Consider the following 17861-nt stretch of genomic DNA (forward strand, 5'->3'; position numbering starts at 1 on the left):
CCGTGGTCCGCCGTCGTTCTCGCCTGCTCGCAGGTCTGGCGACCGCTCTCGTCGTCGCCGTGAGCGCCCCGGCGCTGCCCGCGCACGCGAGCCCGGAGGCCGCCGCCGAGACGGCCCCGAAGAACGCGGAGTACGACCCGCCGCTCGAGATCAGCATCCAGGCGCTCACCCCCGGCACCCTGCCGACCAGCGGGCCCCTCGTGGTCCGCGGCACCGTGACCAACGTCGACCTCGAGACCTGGCAGCGGATCAACCTCTACCCGATGTTCGGGTCGGGGGCACCGTCGATGAAGACCGAGGACGAGCTGACGGCGGCGGTCGCCACCGACCCGGAGGCCCAGGTCGGCGAGCGCTACACCCAGGACATCGCGGTCCGCGCGGAGGTCGAGTCCCTCGGGCCGGGGGAGTCGACCGACTACACGATCCGGATCCCGCAGCGGGTGCTGCGCGAGGAGTTCCCGAACCCCTCGACCGGCGTCTACTGGTTCGGGGTGCATGCGCTCGGCGAGAACACCGACGGCCGCGACGAGGTGGCCGACGGGCGGGCCCGCACCTTCTTGCCGTACGTCGCCCCCGACGCCGGCGAGCCGGTCGACACCGCCGTCGTGGTGCCGCTGCGCGGCCGGGTCGCGCACTCCGCCGACGGCGAGCTGGGCCGCACCACCTGGTGGGACGAGGCGCTCGCGCCCGACGGCACCCTCGGCGGCCCGCTGGCCTTCGGCGCGGCCGCCGGCATCCGGCCGGTGACCTGGCTGGTCGACCCGGCGGTGCCCGACGCGGTCAACCAGCTCGCGGTCGGCAACCCGATCCGTGAGATCACCCCGGTGGCGTCCGTCGACGACCCGTCCGGCAGCGAGAGCTCGTCCCCCAGCGAGGCCGAGAGCGCCGCCGGCAAGGGCGGCGACGACGGGGCCGAGGTCGGCGGCGCGACCCTGGAGCCCGACAGCACGCTCGTGCGTGCCGCGCAGAGCTGGCTCGACAAGGCCGGCAGCGTGCTGCCCGACGACACCGTCGCCCTGCTGCCGTACGGCGACCCGGACCTCGCCGCCGCGGCCCGCGCCCTGCCCAGCCTGTACCCGACCGCCCGCCAGCAGCCGTCGGCGACCCTGGCCGCCTGGGGCGTCGAGGGCACCCCGGTCGTCGCGTCGCGCAACGGCTACCTCGACGCCGCCGCGATCGAGAAGGTCGACGACGGCGCGACGGTGCTGCTGGGCGACCAGATGTTCGGCGCCGAGGCCTACCCCGACGGCCCGCCGGTCGGCGCCCGGGTGGGCGACCGGCCGATCGTGCCCACCAGCACCGCCACCGCCCGGGGCGGTCCGGGCCCCGACCGGGCGCTGGCGCCGGTCGCGCTGCGCCAGCGGCTGCTCAGCGAGGCGACGATCCGGATCCTCGCGGCCGAGGACGGGCGGCCGGAGCCGATCGTCGTCGTCCTCCCCTCGAGCATCGACGCCGCCGGCGCCGCGGAGTTCTGGTCGCAGCTGGACCCGTCGCTGGTCTCGCTGGTCTCGCTGCCGACGATCACCCGCACCAACGACCTCGCGAGCGACCCCGACGCCGGCGGCCGCCAGCTCGACCCGGAGGACCTCACCTACCCCGAGGGCCAGGTGTCCGCACAGCTCGACACCAGCGTGTTCAGCGAGGCCGGCGCCCTGATCCGCTCGGGCCGGTCGCTGCAGAGCATCCTCGGCGAGGGCTACGCGATCGGCGACACCCTCGTCGGCGAGGCGCTCGCCGGGACGTCGTACGCCATGCGCGGCGACGCCGACGCCGCGCCGCGCCTGGGCCGGTCGCGGTCCTGGGTGACCGACCAGCTCGACATGGTCAGCCTCAGCGCGCCGCAGGGCGTCACCCTGTCGAGCAGCTCCGGCAGCTTCAACGTCGCGATCGCCAACACCCTCGACCATGCGGTCACGGTGCGGATCGAGGCGGCCACGGACGACGACGCCACCATCAAGGCCGCGAGCCCGATCGTGCTGGCGGCCAAGAGCCGGTCGTCGGTCCCGATCAGCGCCGACATGCACGGCACCGGCGTCCACAACGTCCGGCTCCGCCTCACCGACGCCGACGGTACGCCGATCGGCGCCGAGGCCGAGCTGCCGATCCGCTCCGGGCAGGTCGGCGTGGTGATCTGGGCGATCATCGGCACCGGCGCCGGGATCCTGTTCGTCGCCATCGGCATCCGTCTGGTCCGCCGGTTCCGGGCCGCGCGCGGCGAGGTCGCCGGGTGAGCGAGACCGACAGCGAGGCGGGGTCGGGCGGGGAGCAGCGCAAGATCCTCGCCAACACCGCGGTGATGGCGGCCGGCACCGTCGTGTCCCGGTTCAGCGGCTTCATCCGCTCCACGCTGCTCGCGGCGGCGCTCGGCATCTCGCTGCACGCCGACATCTTCACCGTGGCCAACACGGTGCCGAACATGCTCTACATCCTGCTCGCGGGCGGGGTGTTCAACGCGGTGCTGGTGCCCCAGCTGGTGCGGTCGATGAGGAACGACCCCGACGGCGGCGCGGCGTACGTCAACCGGGTGATGACCCTCGCGGCCTGCTTCCTCGGCCTGGTGACCGTGCTGCTCGTGGTGGCCGCACCGCTGGTGATGCAGGTGCTGGTCCCGAGCTACAACACGCCGGAGCTGGCCGAGCAGCGCCAGTCGGCCATCGACTTCGCCCGCTTCTGCCTGCCGCAGGTCTTCTTCTACGGCATGTTCGTGCTGGTCGGTCAGGTCCTCAACGCCCGCGGCCGGTTCGGCCCGATGATGTGGGCGCCGATCGCCAACAACCTGATCTCGATCGCCGTCCTGGTCGCCTACCTGGTCTCCTTCGGCCCGGCCACGCCCGCCGAGCAGCGCGGCGCGTTCAGCTCCGGCCAGGAGGCCCTGCTCGGCATCGGCTCCACCGTCGGCATCGCCGCCCAGCTGCTCATCCTGCTGCCCTACCTGCGTGCCGCCGGGGTCCGGGTGCGGCCGCGGTTCGACTGGCGCGGCGTCGGCCTCGGCCACACCCTGCACCTGGCTGTGTGGACGGTGCTCTTCGTCATCGTCAACCAGATCGCGTACGTCGTCGTGGTGCGGCTGGCCTCGGGCGGCACCGCCGCCGCCGAGGACGGCACCGGCATCACGATCTACTCCAACGTGATGCTGGTGACGATGGTCCCGCACTCGATCATCACCGTCTCGCTGGCGACCGCGATCCTGCCGCGGCTCTCGGCCGCCGCCGCGGCCGACGACATGGGCCGGCTCGCCACCACGCTCGGCGCGACGCTGCGCACGGCGCTGACGGTCGTCGTGCCGTTCGCGGCGCTGCTGCCCTCGATCGCGCTCCCGCTGGCGCAGGTCGTCTGGGGACACGGCGCGACGGCGCCGTACGTCCACCGGTTCGAGTCCTCGATGGTGCTCTTCGGCTTCGCGGTGGTCGCGTTCACCGTCCACTACCTGGTGCTGCGCGGGTTCTACGCCCTCGAGCTCAACCGACTGGTGTTCTTCGTGCAGTGCGCGATCGCGGCCACCAACATCGGTCTGGCGGTCCTCTTCGTCGGCCGGGTGGATCCGTGGGACACCTCGCCGATGCTGGTCCTGGCGTACGGCGCGGCGTACACCGTCGGCGCGACCCTCTCCTCGGTCGTGCTGCTGCGCACGCTGCGCCGCGGCGGCATGGTGAAGGGCGCGGTGTGGCACCGGCGCGGGTTCCTGCTGCGGCTGCTGGCCGCGAGCGTGGTCGTGTTCGTGGTCGCGCGGCTCCTCGACATCGTGGTGAGCGACACCGTGGTCGAGCTGGTCGGCCCGCACCCGCACTGGCTGTGGGCGGCGCTCGAGGTGGGCGTGGTGAGCGCCGGTGCCGCGGCCGTCCTGCTCGGCGTCGCCCGACCCCTGGGCCTCGACGACGTGACGTCCGTCGCCGACACCGTCGGCAGCCGCCTGCGCCGCCGCTCGTTCGGGACGCACCGGGACTAAGGTGACCGGAGGGACTCGAGGGCGGATCGGCAGGGGGATCGAGGTGGCGACGTCGACGCGGTCGGGCGATGTCCTGGCCGGCCGCTACCGGTTGATCGACCTGCTCAGCGAGAGCGGCGGGGGACGGTTCTGGCGTGCCCACGACCGGGTCCTCGAGCGGTTCGTGGCGCTGCACGTCATCGCCCAGGACGACGCCCGCGCCCACGAGCTGGTCGAGGCGGCGCGCACCTCCGCCCGAGTCCTCGACCCCCGGATCCTGCGCGTCCTCGACGCCGAGGAGGAGGACGGGCGCTGCTTCGTGGTCAACGAGTGGGGCACCGGGATCTCACTCGACATCCTGGTCACCCACGACGGCCCGCTGACGCCGCGCAACGCCGCCTGGCTGGTGGCCGACGTCGCCGACGCCCTGGCCCGGGCGCACGCGGCCGGCGTGACCCACGGCCGGCTCAACCCCGAGAACGTCCTGATCGACCGGTACGGCGCCGTGCGCATCATCGGCATGTGCGTCGACGCCGCCCTGCACGGCCTCTCGCCCGGCGACGTCCAGGGCGACCTCGAGGACCTCGGCGGGCTGCTGCACTGCGCCCTCACCGGGACCTGGCCGGGGCCGTCCGGCTCGATCGTCCCGGCCGCGCCGCGTGAGAACGACACCACGCTGAGCCCGCGCCAGGTGGTGGCGGGGGTGCCCCAGCCGCTCGACGTGCTGTGGCGCGAGCTCGACCAGCGCGGCGCCGCGCCCCGGTGGCGCCGCCGCGGCGCCGACCACCCCGACGTGTCCTCGGCCGCGGCGATCACCGCCGAGCTGCTCGCCTTCGTCGGCGACCCGGCCGGCGCGCCCGCGCGGCTGGCGCGCGCGATCCCGCCGATCAACGAGCTGCGGCCGGTGTGGCTGCCCGCCCTCGCCGACCCGCTGCCCCACGACGCGTCCCGCGACGACATCCCGGTCGTCCCGCCCGCCCCGGAGCCCGCCCCGGAGCCCCCCCCGGAGCCCGCCCCAAGACCCGAGCTCGACGCTGAGCCGGAGTCCGAGGACGAACCGCCCATCCCGCTGGTCACCGAGCTGCCGACCGAGGCCGGGATGCCGGTCTTCGGCGACGACGAGGACGTCACCTGGCTGCGCACCCGCAGCACCCCGCCGCCTCCGCCGCCGCCGTTCGAGGACCTGCCGGAGCGGCCGCTGTTCGCGCCCGACCCGCCGGGCGGCGTACGACGCCGGCTGCCGCCGATGTCGGCCGACCCGGGGGGTCCCCCGCCCGGCACGCCCACCGGCTTCTGGCCGTGGGACACCGACACCGGCCCCGACGACCACGAGTCGACCGACAGCCTGGAGAGCGTGCCCGGGCGGAGCTGGCTGCGCCTGGCGATGGCGGTGGCCCTCGCCGTGCTGCTGCTCGTGGCCGTCGCGGTCGCATTCAACCTGGGCCGGGGCCGGACCGCCCTCGGCGGCGAGCCGAAGCAGGCACCGACCACCGCCGAGACCACCACCGGGCGGGCCGCGGTCATCGCCGGGGTGCAGGCCGGCGCGTTCGACCCGCTCGGCACCGACGGCGACGAGAACGGCTCGCTGGCCGGCAACGTGGTCGACGGCGACGCGCAAACCGCCTGGCGCACCGACACCTACTTCGACCAGCTCGGTCCCGCCGGCCTCAAGACCGGCGTCGGTCTGGTCCTCGACCTGGGGAGCACCCGCACGGTGGCCACGGTCGACGTCCGGATGCTCGACGAGGGCCTGATGGCCTCGAACCAGGTCGGCCTGTACGCCGTCACCGGCACCACCGCACCCGGAGAGGCGCCCACCGGCAGTCCCGTCGCGACCGGCACCGGCGGCGGCCGGTTGACCCTCACTCCTGCGAAGCCGGTGCCGGCTCGCTACCTTGTCCTGTGGTGGACGGCCCTGCCGGAGATCTCCGGCGACTTCCGGGCCAAGGTGGCGGAGGTGGTGGTCCGTGGTGAGTGAGGCCGGCGACGAGCCGACCGATCACGAGCTGCTGGCCGCGCACGTGGCCGGCGACGCGACCGCGTTCGGCACCCTCGTGACCCGACACCGGAACCGGCTGTGGGCGGTCGCGCTGCGTACCTGCGGACACCCCGAGACCGCGGCCGACGCGCTCCAGGACGGCCTGGTCTCGGCGTTCCGCCGCGCCGGGACCTTCCGTGGCGACGCCGCGGTGACCACCTGGCTGCACCGGGTGGTCGTCAACGCCTGCCTCGACCGCCTGCGCGCCGACAGGGTACGCCGGGCCGAGCCGCTCCCCGACGACCTCGACGACCTCGAGTCCGGTCACCGGCGACGCGAGAGCGCCGGCGACGCGACCGACCCGGCCGAGCACGGCGTCGCCGCCGAGCGGCGCGAACGGGTGCTGGCCGCGCTGCGCACGCTGCCCGAGGAGCAGCGGGCCGCGATCGTGCTGGTCGACATGGAGGGCTACCCGGTCGCCGAGGTCGCGCAGATCCTCGACTGCGCCGAGGGCACGGTGAAGAGCCGCTGCTCCCGCGGGCGCGCCCGACTCGCCCGCCTCCTGGTCGACGTCCTCGACCTCGCCGACGACGACGCGGACCCCCCGCCGCACGCCGCCGGGAACCCGGCCGGCACCCCGGACGTCGGATCGGTGACACCCCGCGGACCGCCCGCCGGGACCGCCGTCGACTGATCATCCACCCGTCCCGTCCGGGACCCCCGTGCCAGGAACCCCCACATGAGCGACGCCCACGAGCCCTTGACTCCCGCCCAGGAGGATGCGGTCCGCCACGCCCTCGCGGACGCTGCCGGGCCGGTGCCGATGCCGACCGACGTCGCCGACCGGATCGACGGCGTGATCGCCGGGCTCGCCGCCGAGCGCACCTCCGGCACCCGCCCCCTCGGCGGCGTCCACGAGTCGCACCCCGAGGCGGTCGTCGTCCCCCTCGACGCTGCGGCACTGCGCCGCCGGCGCCGGGTCCGGATGCTCTTCGGGGCCGCGGCGGCCGTCGCGGTGGTCGCCGTCGGCGTCGGGATCGCCTCGGACCATCACAGCGGCGACGACCTGACCGCGGCCAGCGAGGCCGCCAAGGACGACTCGGGCCGCGACAGTGCCGACGCCGCCGGCGGCAACGCCCTCAAGGCGGTGCCCGAGTCCGCGGCGGCGCCCAGCGCCGCCACCCAGGGCCAGGGGATGGCGGTCGAGCCGCGTCGGGTGGCCACCGACCAGCCCGTGCGCGAGGTGCGGATCGCCCACCTGCGCGAGGACCTGGTGGCGCTCCAGCACGTCATGCTGCCCCACCCGCGCGAGGTCGACTACGCCGGCGCGACCCTCGTCGCACCCGCCGACTTCATGTGCGACCCGGCCGCCTTCGGGGCCGGCTACCTGGTCGGCATCGAGTACGACGGCAAGCCGGCCGTCGTCGCCTTCCGGACTCCCGTCGGGTCGACCCAGGTCGCGGAGGTGCTCACCTGCGGCACCGCGGACGTCCTCCACTCCACCACCCTCGCCGCCACCGGCTGACCTCCGGAGGTCGAGGAGGTCGAGGAGGTCGCGCAGCGGCCGTCACGAGACCCCGGCCATGCCCTCGGGGCGGCCTCCCGGAATCTCTCGGCCTACGATCTCGTTGTCGAAGTGTCCGTCGTACCCAGATCGAAGTCCGGGAGTCCCATGTCCGAGTCCGCCACCTCCGAGCCCCGCAACGTCATCGTCATCGGGTCCGGGCCGTCCGGCTACACCGCCGCGATCTACGCCGCCCGGGCCCAGCTGAGCCCCCTGGTCTTCGAGGGCTCGGTCACCGCCGGAGGCGCCCTGATGAACACCACCGAGGTCGAGAACTTCCCCGGCTTCCGCGACGGCATCCAGGGCCCGGCGCTGATGGACGAGATGCGCGCCCAGGCCGAGCGCTTCGGCGCCGAGCTGATCGCCGACGACGTGATCGAGGTCGACCTCACCGGCGACATCAAGACCGTCAAGACCGCCACCGACACCTACACCGCCCGCTCGGTGATCCTGTCCACCGGCTCCGGCTACCGCAAGCTCGACCTGCCCGACGAGGAGCGGCTCTCCGGCCGCGGCGTCTCCTACTGCGCCACCTGCGACGGCTTCTTCTTCCGCGAGCAGCACATCGCCGTGGTCGGCGGCGGCGACTCGGCCGTCGAGGAGGCCACCTTCCTCACCCGGTTCGGCTCCAAGGTCTCCCTCATCGTGCGCCGCGACGAGCTGCGCGCCTCCAAGATCATGCAGGAGCGCGCCTTCGCAGACCCCAAGCTCGAGATCGTGTGGAACTCGGTCGTCGAGTCCATCAACGGCACCGACTCGCTCGAGTCGCTCACCCTGAAGGACACCGTCACCGGCGAGACGAGCGAGCTGCCCGCGACCGGCCTGTTCATCGCGATCGGCCACGAGCCCCGCTCCGAGCTGCTGGTCGGCCAGGTCGACCTCGACGACAACGGCTACGTCCTGGTCCAGCCCGGCTCCACCGCCACCAACATCCGCGGCGTCTTCGCGGCCGGCGACCTCGTCGACCACACCTACCGCCAGGCCATCACCGCCGCCGGGACCGGCTGCGCGGCCGCCCTGGACGCCGAGCGCTTCATCGCCGAGCTCGACCACGCCGCCGCGACCGCCGGGAATGCCCCGGTCAGCGCGTAGGTTCCATCAACAGACTTCACGTTCACCTAGATCCGAAGGGGTACACCCAGTGGCCGACAACATCTCCGCCGTGACCGACGCCGAGTTCGACGCGCAGGTTCTCAAGTCCGACAAGCCGGTCCTCGTGGACTTCTGGGCCGAGTGGTGCGGCCCGTGCCGCCAGGTCGCCCCGATCCTCGACGAGATCGCCGGAACCCACGGCGACAAGATCACCTTCTTCAAGATGAACGTCGACGAGAACCCGGTGACCCCCGCGTCGTACCGGGTCACCGGCATCCCGACCATCAACGTCTACCAGGGCGGCGAGGTCGTGAAGACCATCGTCGGCGCCCGTCCGAAGGCCGCGATCCTCAACGAGCTCGCCGACTTCATCGACGCCTAGAGTCACCGGAGGTCGAGGAGGTCGCGCGGCGACCGTCCCGAGACCACCGCAGGAAGCCCCCGGTCCTCAAGGCCGGGGGCTTCGTGCTTCCCGGGGGACCGGGGCGGGGGCGTGCTTGGGCCGTCGTACGGCGCCCACGAGCCGCTCCCACGCCGCCTCGACCTCGCCGCGCCAGGTCACCAGCGAGCGCATCTCCATCCGCATCCGCGGGGTTCGCGGGTGGGCGCGCTGGGTCTTGAAGCCGACCCGGGCCAGGAAGTCCGCGGGTACGACGCACTCGGCGACCCGCCCGGGTCCGACCCGGCCGGTGCGGGCGAAGGCCTCGACCGCACGGATCCCGTCGCGCCCGACCAGGTCGCGCGCCATGCCCTGCACCAGCAGCCGCCCGATCCCGCTGCGGGTCAGGTCCGGCCGGACCCAGGCGGTGGTCAGCAGGACCGCGTCCGCGGACACCGGCGCGGTGGGGAAGGCCGCGGCGCCGGGCACGTACGACGCCGGCGCGTAGACGAGGTAGCCGACCGGCCGGCCGTCGACGACCGCGACGCGGCCGCAGGAGCCCCACTCGCGCAGCAGCTCGGAGACCCAGGCCTCCTTCTCGACCGCCCGCTCGTCGGCGTCCAGCCGCTGGCGGTGGACCGGCTCGCTCTCCCAGAACAGGCAGGTGCGGCACGGCGCGCCCGCGTCGTGGAACAGCGCGTCGAGCAGGTCGAGGGTGAGAGGGACCGTGGTCCGGGCCACGTTCTCGATGGTACGTCGGTGAGCGAGCCGGAAACCGGTGGCGCGGACCTGAGAGAATGCGGCTCGTGCGCAAGATCCGCCAGAGCCAGAAGCTTCGCAACGTCCGCTACGACGTCCGGGGACCGATCCTCGTCGAGGCACAGCGCCTCGAGGCCGAGGGTCACAAGATCCTCAAGCTCAACATCGGCAACCCGGCACCGTTCGGCTTCGAGGCACCCGAGGCGATCGTCGCCGACATGGTGCACAACCTGCCCGACGCCCAGGGCTACTCCGACTCGCGCGGCATCTACTCGGCCCGTACCGCCGTCGCGCAGTACTACCAGTCGCGCGGCCTCAGGGACACCGCCGTCGACGACGTGTTCGTCGGCAACGGCGTCTCCGAGCTGATCTCGATGGTCCTCCAGGCGTTCCTCGACGACGGCAACGAGATCCTCGTGCCCGCGCCCGACTACCCGCTGTGGACCGGCGCGGTCTCGCTGTCCGGGGGTACGCCGGTCCACTACCGGTGCGACGAGGCGAACGGCTGGATGCCCGACCTCGAGGACATCGAGTCGAAGATCACCGAGAACACCCACGGCCTGGTGATCATCAACCCCAACAACCCCACCGGTGCGGTCTACAGCAAGGAGATGGTGGCCAAGCTGGTCGACATCGCCCGGCGCCACGACCTGGTCGTCTTCGCCGACGAGATCTACGAGAAGATCCTCTTCGAGGACGCCGAGCACCACCACGCCGCGGCGGCCGCCGGCAACGACGTCCTGTGTCTCACCTTCAGCGGCCTGTCCAAGGCCTACCGGGTCTGCGGCTACCGGGCCGGCTGGGTGATGATCTCGGGCCCCCAGGAGCTCGCCGAGGACTTTCTCGAGGGCCTCACCACGCTGTCCAACATGCGCATGTGCGCCAACGTGCCGGCCCAGCACGCCATCCAGACCGCGCTCGGCGGCTACCAGTCGATCAACGAGCTGATCGTGCCCGGCGGCCGCTTCTACGAGCAGGCGATGCTCGCCGACAGGCTGCTCAACGAGATCCCCGGCGTCTCCTCGGTCCGCCCCAGTGGTGCGCTCTACTGCTTCCCGCGCCTGGACCCCGAGGTCTACCCGATCGAGAACGACGAGGCCTTCGTCATCGAGCTGCTGCGGGCCAAGAAGATCCTGGTCACCCACGGCACCGGCTTCAACTGGTTCGAGCCCGACCACTTCCGCCTCGTCACGCTGCCCGACGTCGAGGTGCTCGAGGAGGCGATCGGCCGGATCGCCGACTTCCTCGCCGCCCGACGCTGAGGCTTTTTGTGCGCCGGGAGCAATTCCGGCGTCCGGGTCTGCGCGACACGCAGTCGCGGGGTGCTGGGTGGGCCTGTCAGACTTCACCGGTGCTCGACATCACGTACCCACCCGTCATCGTCACCGCCAAGGTGCTCTTCAAGCTGATGCGGCAGAAGGTCGTCGTGTCCGGCGCCGAGAACGTGCCCCGCAAGGGCGGCGCGCTGATGGCGATCAACCACACCGGGTACATCGACTTCATCTACGCCGGCGCGGGAGCCGAGCCGCAGAAGCGACTGGTCCGGTTCATGATCAAGAAGGAGATGATGGACGCGCCGGGCGTCGGTCATCTGCTCCGGTCCTTCCACCACATCCGGGTCGACCGCTCCTCGGGCGTGCAGGCCATGAAGGACGCGCTCGCCTACCTCAAGGCGGGCGAGGTCGTCGGCATCTACCCCGAGGCCACCATCTCGCGGTCGTTCGAGATCAAGGAGCTCAAGTCCGGCGCGGCGCGGATCGCGGCCGACGCCGGCGTACCGCTCATCCCCGTCATCGTGTGGGGCGCGCACCGGCTGATGACCAAGGACCATCCGCGCGACTTCTCCCGCTCGGCCAAGACGATCATCGTCAAGGTCGGCGAGCCGATGTACCCCACCGGCGACGACGTCGAGACCGCCGAGCTGCGCACGGTGATGCAGCGGATGCTCGACGAGGTGCTGGACGAGTACCCCGAGGCCGAGAAGACCCCCGGCAGCTGGTGGATCCCCGCCCGCCTCGGCGGCTCCGCGCCCACCCCCGACGACGCCGACGCGCTCGACAAGGCCGAACTGCGGGCCCGGGCGGCCAAGCGGGCCGCGAAGGCGGCGGAGAAGAAGGGCTGACCCGCCCGTCGCACCTGACCCGGGCCTCGGATGTTTCACATGAAACGTCCGAGGCCCGTGGTGTTGGTGTTTCTTTGTCGGTACGTCGACAGGTCGATGTGTCGCTATGTCGACAAATCTCAGATCGGTCGGTCGCGCCGGTTGCGCGGGTCGATCAGGTCGACGATGCGCTGGAGGTCTCCGGTGTTGGCGAACTCGATGGAGATCTTGCCCTTGGCCTTGCCGAGGTCGATCTTGACCCGGGTCTCCAGGCGGTCGCCGAGGCGCTCGGCGAGCTCGCCCAGGCCGGGGGCCTGCGGCTTGGCACGGCGAGGGCGGGGCGGCGTACCGGTGGTGCCGTCGCCGACCGCGACGATCTCCTCGAGGCCGCGCACCGAGATGCCCTCGGCGACCACCCGCTGGGCCAGCCGGTCCTGGTGCTCCGCGTCGCCGACCCCGAGCAGGGCGCGGGCGTGGCCGGCGGACAGCACCCCGGCGGCGACCCGGCGCTGCACGGCGGGGGAGAGCTTGAGCAGGCGCAGCGTGTTGCTGATCTGCGGGCGGGAGCGGCCGATCCGCTGGGCGAGCTCGTCGTGGGTGCAGGAGAAGTCCTCGAGCAGCTGCTGGTACGCCGCCGCCTCCTCCAGCGGGTTGAGGTTGCTGCGGTGCAGGTTCTCGAGCAGCGCATCGCGCAGCATGTCGGTGTCGTCGGTCTCGCGCACGATCGCCGGGATCGTGGTGAGTCCAGCGAGCTGGGTGGCCCGCCAACGGCGCTCACCCATGACCAGCTCATAGGCGTCCGGGCCGCTCCTGCGGACCACGACCGGCTGCAGGAGGCCGATCTCCTTGACCGAGTGGACCAGCTCGGCCATCGCGTCCTCGTCGAAGACGGTTCGCGGGTTCACCGCGTTGGGCGCGATCTGCTCGACGGGCAGCTCGGCGAAATAGGCACCGTCGACGGGCTTCAGAGCCGAATCCGCGATCTGAGGGCCGTTCGCCGACCCGGTGGAGCTGGGGTCCACGGAATCGCTGGACGGCGCTCCAGCGGCAAAGTCCGCATCCTGAGCGCTCTGGTTGACATCCGGTCCCGTCGCCGGTGCCGACACCGGCGGCGGCGGTCCGGTGGGGATCAGCGAGCCGAGACCGCGACCCAGACCGCGGCGGGGAGCCTGGGCGTTCACGAGAGACTCCCTCGGACGACGATCTCGCGCGCCGCCTCGAGGTAGCTGAGCGCGCCCGGCGAGCCCGGGTCGTAGGTCATCACGGTCTGGCCGTACGACGGCGCCTCGGACACCCTCACCGACCGCGGGATGGCGGTCTTGAGCACCTGGTCGCCGAAGTGCTCGCGCACCTCGGAGGCGACGCCGGCGGCGAGGCGGGTGCGCGCGTCGTACATGGTGAGCACGATGGTCGATACCGCGAGCTCGGGGTTGAGGTGGGCACGCACCATGTCGACGGTCGCGAGCAGCTGGCCGAGGCCCTCGAGGGCGTAGTACTCCGCCTGGATCGGGATCAGCATCTCCGCGCCCGCGACGAGCGCGTTCAAGGTGAGCAGGCCGAGCGAGGGCGGGCAGTCGATGAAGACGTAGTCGAAGCGGTCCTCGCCGACCTCGGCCGCGGTGCCGATCCGCGGGTGGGCGTCGAGCGCCTTCTTGAGCCGCTGCTCGCGGGCCACGACACTGACCAGCTCGATCTCGGCACCGGCCAGGTCGATGGTCGCCGGGACCACCCACAGACCCGAGGCGTCCGGGCAGGGCTGGGAGATGGCGGCGATGGCGACGCCGTCGACGAGCAGCTCGTACGACGACGGCGTGCCCTGCCGGTGCTCGATGTTGAGCGCCGTCGACGCGTTGCCCTGGGGGTCCAGGTCGATGACCAGGACCCGCTGGCCGAGCTGCGTCAGAGCGGCCGCCAGGTTGACCGTCGAGGTGGTCTTGCCTACCCCGCCCTTCTGGTTCGCGACCACGAAGATGCGGGTCTCCGAGGGGCGGCTCAGCTGCTCCTGCGGGATGCCGGCGCGGACCATCACGGTGGCCTGGGCGGCCCGGGCGAGGGGGGTCAGGTCGTCGTCGTACCCGGCCGCGCGCTCGGCGAGCTGTGCCGCCGTCAGCGGACCGGACGCACCAGCCGACGCCGTTTCACGTGAAACGACCTGCGGGGGAGTCGTGCCGGTTTCACGTGAAACATGGCCCTCGGTCATGGCGGTCCCTTCCGACCGTTCCTGTGGATAACCAGGTGCGTTCTGTGGAGACTCACGCTCAGCACCCGCCTCCGGACCGGTGGAAAACCCGGGACCAGAACCCAACGAGTCGCTCACGACTTCCTCCTCTTCCGCCGCGGCGGGCCTCCGCGCGATCCCCGAGGATCACGCCGGCCACGAAGCGGCAACGATACGCGGGCCGGATCGGCCCACGACAGACGGACGATGCGGATCGGCTCGACGGCTCCGTGTGCCGCGAGCTCCGCACCCAGCTCTTCGACGACCGCGGGAGCGCACCCCAGCCGCCGTGTGGTCTCCTCGGCCTCGGCGACCTCCTCGGCCGCGCTGGAGCCCTTCATCGCCAGCAGCGCGCCCCGCGGGGCCACCAGCGGCATGCACCAGGTGGCGAGCTTGCCGAGGGCGGCGACCGCCCGGGCCGTCACCACGTCATAGGTCGCAACGCCGTGGACCGCGTCGGCACGGCCGCGGATCACCGTGACATTGTCGAGGCCCAGTCGGTCGACGGCCTCCTCGAGGAAGACGGTCCGACGCAGCAGCGGCTCGATCAGCGCCACCTGCGCATCGGGTCGGGCGATCGCGAGCACCAGGCCGGGCAGCCCGGCTCCGGACCCGATGTCGGCGACCGTGGCGCCAGCGGGCAGGGCGGCGGCCAGCAGGCCGCAGTTGATCAGGTGGCGCTCCCAGAGCCGGGGGGTCTCGCGGGGGCCGATCAGGCCGCGGACGACACCGTCGGTCGCCAGCAGGTCGGCGTACGCCAGCACGAGATCGAGGCGATCGGCGGAGAAGACCTCCGCCAGGATCGCCGGGGGAGCGGGAAGGGCAGCACGCAGCACCCCCGGGTCCACCCGGTCCTCAGGACCGGGGGACACCGGGGGTGCTGCGTCGCCGTCGTGTTTCACGTGAAACGTCGACAGGTGGATCAGGCCGGCAGGACCACGACGTAGCGCCGCGGCTCCACACCCGCGGACTCCGAGCGGAGACCTGCGGCGGCGACCGCGTCGTGGACGATCTTTCGCTCGAAGGGGGACATCGGCTCCAGCGAGACCGGCTCGCCGGTCTTCTCCACCTCCGCGGCGGTCTCGGCGCCGAGCTGCGTGAGCCGGGTCCGCTTGTCCGCCCGGTAGCCGGAGATGTCGAGCATCAGCCGCGAGCGCTCACCGGTCTCGCGGTAGACGGCCAGGCGGGTCAGCTCCTGCAGCGCCTCGAGCACCTTGCCGTCGCGCCCCACCAGCTGGTTGAGGTCGGCACCGACGATCGACACCGCCGCCCGATCGGCCTCGACGTCGATGTCGAGGTCGCCGTCGAGGTCGGCGATGTCGAGCAGCTCCTCGAGATAGTCGGCGGCGATGTCGCCCTCCTGCTCGAGCCGGGACACGCGGTCACCCTCGGCGGCCGGGGCGTCCTCGTGCGCGTCCTCCTCGTACGCCGCGTCCTGCACGTCGTCCTGCACGTCCTCGGTCGGCGCCTCGTCGGTCTCGGTCGCCGTCTCCTCCGCCTCGATCACGGTCTCGTCGCTCACTTGGTCTCTCCCTCGTCGTTCGTGTTCTCGTCCTGACCCTCCGCCGGCGACCTCTTCGCCTGGCCGTCGGGCTTGCTCGGCTGGTTGGCCCGGCTCTGCGGGCCGGTCCTGCGCTGCGACCGGCTCTGCCGCTTGGGCTGCTGACGGGTGCTGGGCCGCTGCTCCTCCGGCTCCGGGGGAGCCTCGGTGAGGGTGTCGGTCGCGGTGTGACCGTGACGGGCAGCCTTGGCCTTGTCGCGCTCCTGCTTGGCCGTGAAGGCCGGCGTACCGGGCGCGGGGTTGTTCCGGATGACGTAGAACTGCTGGCCCATGGTCCACAGGTTCGAGGTGGTCCAGTACAGGAGCACACCGATCGGGAACGCGATGCCACCGAGACCGAAGGCGACCGGGAGGATGTAGAGCAGCATCTTCTGCTGCTGCGCGTACGGGCCGCTCATCGCCTCGGCAGGCATGTTCTTGGCCATCAGCTGGCGCTGGGTGGTGAAGGTGGTCGCCGTCATCGCCAGCACCAGGATCGCCGCGACGATCATCACGCCGGCGTGGGGGGTCTCGCCCCAGGTGCGCGAGGCCCAGAAGTTCCCGTCGATCGGGAGCTGGCCGAAGATCTTGGCGTGGCCGAACTCGTGGGCCTTCTCGGCGGTCAGGAAGCCGTGCGGCTTGTCGGCCTTCGCGGCCTGCGAGAGCAGCCGGAACAGGGCGAAGAAGATCGGCATCTGCAGCAGGATCGGCAGGCAGGACGCGAACGGGTTGGTCCCGGCGTCCTTGTAGAGCTTCATCGTCTCCTCGGCCAGCTTCTGCCGGTCGTGGCCGTACTTCTTCTGCAGCTCCTTCACCTTGGGCTGCAGCAGCTGCATGTTGCGGCTGGACTTGATCTGCTTGACGAACAGCGGGATCAGCGCCGCCCGGATGACCAGGGTCAGGCCGATGATCGACAGCGCCCAGGACAGACCGCCCTCGGGGTCCAGACCGAGGATGTCGAACAGCTTGTGCCAGCCCAGGAGCGCCGCCGAGATGATGTAGTACAGCGGCACCATGATGAAGTGGCCGATGTCGCCGATGATGCCCACGAATCAGGCTCCTTGCTGGAAGGGGTGACGCCCGGCGGTCGCCGGGCGGAGTTCGGAGTCGCGCTCAGCGCGCGTGGGGGAGTGCTCGTGCCCGTGCTCCTCGCCGCGCCGCGGCGGGACGTGGTCGACGCCACCGGGGGACCAGGGGTGGCAGCGCAGCAGCCGGCGCACCGCCAGCCAGCTCCCGCGCACCGCGCCATGCATCTGCAGCGCCTGGACGGCGTACGCCGAGCACGACGGGTAGTAGCGGCAGGTCGGCCCCAGCAACGGGCTGACGACGAGCTGGTAGGCACGCACCAGGCCGATCAGCAACCACCTCATCGCGCCTCCCGCCCGGACGCCTGACCCGACGTGGTCACGCGGTCCAGACAACGTGCGAGGTCGGTCGTCAGTTCCGGGTACGACGCCGTCGCGGCCGCCGCCTGGGCCCGCACCACGAGCACGGATCCGGCGGACAGTCCCGCCAGCGCCGGGCGCAGGGCGTGCCGCAGCCGCCGCTTCACCCGGTTGCGAACGACGGCGTTGCCGACGGCCTTGCTGACCACGAGGCCCGCCCGCGCCGGGCCGGCCACCAGTTCCCCGGACATGCCGACAGCCTGCTGCTCGTCGGGGAGCAGCAGGTGGACGACGAGGGTGCGCGAGCCGGCACGGCGACCCTTGCGGCTGGCGGCCCGGAAGAGATCCGGTTCGGTCAGCCGCTGGTCGGCGGCGAGCACGTCAGCCCCACGGGAACCGCTGGGCGGACACGCGACGTGCCCGTCACACGGACAGGCTCGAGCGGCCCTTTCGGCGACGGTTCGCCAGGATGGCGCGACCGGCGCGGGTGCGCATGCGCAGTCGGAAACCATGCACCTTGTGGCGACGACGGTTGTTGGGCTGGTACGTCCGCTTGCTCACGATCGGCCTCTCAGGATGATGCAGATGTCGGGAAGGGTCTCCGGCAGCCGGGAGCGAGCTCCGGTCGGGAGCCGCACAGCACGTCGGCCGGCACCGCGCAGCCACGATGACCGGTGGGACCCGGGGCGTCGTGGACATGCGGCACCGGTCGACACCGGTTGACCAATCAACGGTACGCGGAGGCCGGATCCAGGGTCAAACCGACGACGTCCGGACCGCCCGGTGACGGCGTTGACGTGAGGGACGTCAAAACCTGTGGATAGCGGGTTGATCCACAAGCCCCCGGCCGTTAGGTTCGACGGATCCGGGATTCCCCGCCGGTGCCGGCCGCCTCGGCCGACGTTCGTCGCACAGTTGCT

Annotated in this window: 18 protein-coding genes; 9 read left to right on the forward strand and 9 right to left on the reverse strand. The window is 72.3% G+C overall.

Features of this window, described 5'->3' with window-relative positions; genetic code table 11:
- The first annotated feature begins 2 nt into the window (after window positions 1–2).
- The 7 genes from ACUP6Y_RS23970 to trxA all read left to right on the forward strand — a co-directional run bounded on the left by ACUP6Y_RS23970 (window position 3) and on the right by trxA (window position 8941).
- Window positions 3–2231 (forward strand): DUF6049 family protein, encoded by a 2229-nt coding sequence (locus tag ACUP6Y_RS23970; RefSeq protein ID WP_462553515.1) that lies wholly within the window; start codon window positions 3–5, stop codon window positions 2229–2231.
- Window positions 2228–3946: a murein biosynthesis integral membrane protein MurJ gene (gene murJ, locus ACUP6Y_RS23975; protein ID WP_462553516.1), complete on the forward strand. Its 1719-nt coding sequence runs from the start codon at window positions 2228–2230 to the stop codon at window positions 3944–3946. Before ACUP6Y_RS23970 ends, murJ begins: the two co-directional genes overlap by 4 nt.
- Window positions 3947–3989: 43 nt before the next feature.
- Complete coding sequence (locus ACUP6Y_RS23980; RefSeq protein WP_462553517.1) at window positions 3990–5903, forward strand: protein kinase family protein; 1914 nt, start codon at window positions 3990–3992, stop codon at window positions 5901–5903.
- Window positions 5893–6597, forward strand: a complete 705-nt coding sequence (gene sigM, locus ACUP6Y_RS23985) for an RNA polymerase sigma factor SigM (RefSeq protein WP_462553519.1) — start codon at window positions 5893–5895, stop codon at window positions 6595–6597. Before ACUP6Y_RS23980 ends, sigM begins: the two co-directional genes overlap by 11 nt.
- 45 nt (window positions 6598–6642) lie before the next feature.
- The gene (locus ACUP6Y_RS23990) at window positions 6643–7428 is read left to right on the forward strand and encodes a hypothetical protein (protein WP_462553520.1); all 786 of its coding nucleotides are present in this window, start codon (window positions 6643–6645) and stop codon (window positions 7426–7428) included.
- 147 nt (window positions 7429–7575) lie between these two features.
- Window positions 7576–8559 carry a thioredoxin-disulfide reductase gene (gene trxB / locus ACUP6Y_RS23995; protein WP_462553521.1) on the forward strand — a complete coding sequence of 328 codons (984 nt, stop codon included), beginning with the start codon at window positions 7576–7578 and terminating at the stop codon, window positions 8557–8559.
- Window positions 8560–8608: 49 nt separating this feature from the next.
- Window positions 8609–8941 (forward strand): thioredoxin, encoded by a 333-nt coding sequence (trxA, locus tag ACUP6Y_RS24000; RefSeq protein WP_462553522.1) that lies wholly within the window; start codon window positions 8609–8611, stop codon window positions 8939–8941.
- 66 nt (window positions 8942–9007) lie between these two features.
- On the opposite strand, the gene ACUP6Y_RS24005 is transcribed toward trxA, so the two are convergent.
- Entirely contained in the window at window positions 9008–9679 is a 672-nt protein-coding gene (locus ACUP6Y_RS24005) for a GNAT family N-acetyltransferase (RefSeq protein WP_462553523.1), read from the reverse strand.
- 65 nt (window positions 9680–9744) lie between these two features.
- Here ACUP6Y_RS24005 and ACUP6Y_RS24010 point away from each other — a divergent pair, with 65 nt between their 5' ends.
- Together ACUP6Y_RS24010 and ACUP6Y_RS24015 are read left to right on the forward strand one after the other, a co-directional pair.
- A complete protein-coding gene (locus ACUP6Y_RS24010; RefSeq protein ID WP_462553524.1) occupies window positions 9745–10959 on the forward strand; it encodes a pyridoxal phosphate-dependent aminotransferase in 1215 nt (404 codons plus the stop codon).
- 89 nt (window positions 10960–11048) lie between these two features.
- A complete protein-coding gene (locus tag ACUP6Y_RS24015) occupies window positions 11049–11819 on the forward strand; it encodes a lysophospholipid acyltransferase family protein (protein WP_462553525.1) in 771 nt (256 codons plus the stop codon).
- Between the two features lie 119 nt (window positions 11820–11938).
- Here the strand turns inward: ACUP6Y_RS24015 and ACUP6Y_RS24020 are convergent, their stop codons facing one another.
- From ACUP6Y_RS24020 to rpmH, 8 genes are all read right to left on the reverse strand, one after another.
- Window positions 11939–12820, reverse strand: coding sequence for a ParB/RepB/Spo0J family partition protein (locus ACUP6Y_RS24020; RefSeq protein WP_462553526.1), 882 nt, complete (start codon window positions 12818–12820; stop codon window positions 11939–11941).
- 155 nt (window positions 12821–12975) lie between these two features.
- Window positions 12976–13998, reverse strand: a complete 1023-nt coding sequence (locus tag ACUP6Y_RS24025) for a ParA family protein (protein ID WP_462553527.1) — start codon at window positions 13996–13998, stop codon at window positions 12976–12978.
- Window positions 13999–14111: 113 nt separating this feature from the next.
- On the reverse strand, window positions 14112–14888 hold the full coding sequence (rsmG, locus tag ACUP6Y_RS24030; RefSeq protein ID WP_462553528.1) for a 16S rRNA (guanine(527)-N(7))-methyltransferase RsmG: 777 nt from the start codon (window positions 14886–14888) through the stop codon (window positions 14112–14114).
- 50 nt (window positions 14889–14938) lie between these two features.
- Entirely contained in the window at window positions 14939–15538 is a 600-nt protein-coding gene (locus tag ACUP6Y_RS24035; RefSeq protein WP_462553529.1) for a Jag family protein, read from the reverse strand.
- Window positions 15535–16605 (reverse strand): membrane protein insertase YidC, encoded by a 1071-nt coding sequence (gene yidC, locus ACUP6Y_RS24040; protein ID WP_462553530.1) that lies wholly within the window; start codon window positions 16603–16605, stop codon window positions 15535–15537. Before yidC ends, ACUP6Y_RS24035 begins: the two co-directional genes overlap by 4 nt.
- A gap of 3 nt (window positions 16606–16608) precedes the next feature.
- Complete coding sequence (gene yidD / locus ACUP6Y_RS24045; RefSeq protein WP_462553531.1) at window positions 16609–16926, reverse strand: membrane protein insertion efficiency factor YidD; 318 nt, start codon at window positions 16924–16926, stop codon at window positions 16609–16611.
- Window positions 16923–17321: a ribonuclease P protein component gene (rnpA, locus tag ACUP6Y_RS24050; RefSeq protein WP_462553532.1), complete on the reverse strand. Its 399-nt coding sequence runs from the start codon at window positions 17319–17321 to the stop codon at window positions 16923–16925. Before rnpA ends, yidD begins: the two co-directional genes overlap by 4 nt.
- A gap of 43 nt (window positions 17322–17364) precedes the next feature.
- Window positions 17365–17502, reverse strand: coding sequence for a 50S ribosomal protein L34 (rpmH, locus tag ACUP6Y_RS24055; protein WP_075018668.1), 138 nt, complete (start codon window positions 17500–17502; stop codon window positions 17365–17367).
- Between the last annotated feature and the right edge of the window lie 359 nt (window positions 17503–17861).

Source organism: Nocardioides sp. S5-5 (assembly GCF_054954065.1).